At 71.8% G+C, this 1098-nt stretch carries 1 protein-coding gene; it reads right to left on the reverse strand.

Translation table 11 applies throughout. The features are described 5' to 3' along the window. Positions 1-890, reverse strand: an 890-nt coding sequence (locus tag JK356_RS21460) for an NB-ARC domain-containing protein (RefSeq protein ID WP_236671723.1), incomplete at its 3' end; no start/stop codon positions are given. Between the last annotated feature and the right edge of the window lie 208 nt (positions 891-1098).

A 1098-nucleotide genomic window follows, 5' to 3' on the forward strand; every position in this document is an offset into this window, starting at 1 on the left:
GGGCTGGTGCTGGTGGCGGGCCGGTGGGCAGCCAGGTGAGTCTGGACGGGTCCGCCGGTGAGCACCGGGGCGGGAATGCCGTTGGGGTCCAGCAACGACAGCAGATGCAGCAAAGGCCGGGCCAGACCTTTCGGCGACTGCTCGTCCGCCAGCTCGATGGACAGGTCCCAGGCCGCGGCGACCGTGCGGCTGTGCTGGTCAGGCAGCCCGCCCTGCGGCGGCAGCACATCAGTAAGCGTCCTGGCCCGGTCAGCCAGCCGCCGCCGGTAACCAGCACAGTCCAGCCCTTTGTTGAGCATAAACGGCACCACCTGCGCCAAAGCCAGCGGCAGCCGCCCCAAATCCTCAGCCAGCCCCGCGACCTCCCCCGCCTCATCCACACGACCGGATCTGGCGAGCTTCTCCGTCAGATAAGCGACCGCCTGCTCCCGGGAGAACAGCCCCACATCGACGCGTGCCCGGCCGGAGAGGAGCGAGGCGTCCTGGTTCCGGGTCGTCACCACCGTGCGGCCATGCGGCACGTCCGGCGGCCACAGCCCGGCCACCGCCGAGGTATCCGGGACATCATCGAGCACGACCAGCCACCGCGCCCCAGCAACCGGACCCCCCTGCCGCTCACCGGGCGGCAGTTCCAGCCAGTTCCGGAACCGCCAGGCGGCCTGCGGGTCCGTGCTGTCGGCGCCCAGGATCTGCGCGGCGGCGTGAGCGTAGGCGTCGGTCACCGCCTCGGGCGAGACGGCCGTGACCCACAGCAGCACATCCACCCGCCCAGCCTCGTACACATCACGGGCATAGCGCGCGGCCAGCTGGGACTTGCCCACCCCGCCCATCCCCACCAGCAACTGGCCCACCACCGCGGTCCGGCCAGCGGCAGCCTCCAGCTGTGCCATCTCCGGCCGGTCCTGGAAACACTCCACCACAGCAGGCACCGGACCCAGCATCCGCCGCACCACCCCCGTGCGGCCACCAGGTCCCCCATGGTCACCACGTCCCCGCGCCTGCCTGGCGCGCCGGGCCTGGCGCCATAGCGACTCCCACCCGCCCACCGGATCCGGCGGACACTTGCTCCCAGCCATGGACTGAAGAGCCCCGACGACG

Origin of the sequence: Streptomyces sp. 7-21, assembly GCF_016741785.1 — a bacterium.
Lineage (GTDB): Bacteria > Actinomycetota > Actinomycetes > Streptomycetales > Streptomycetaceae > Streptomyces.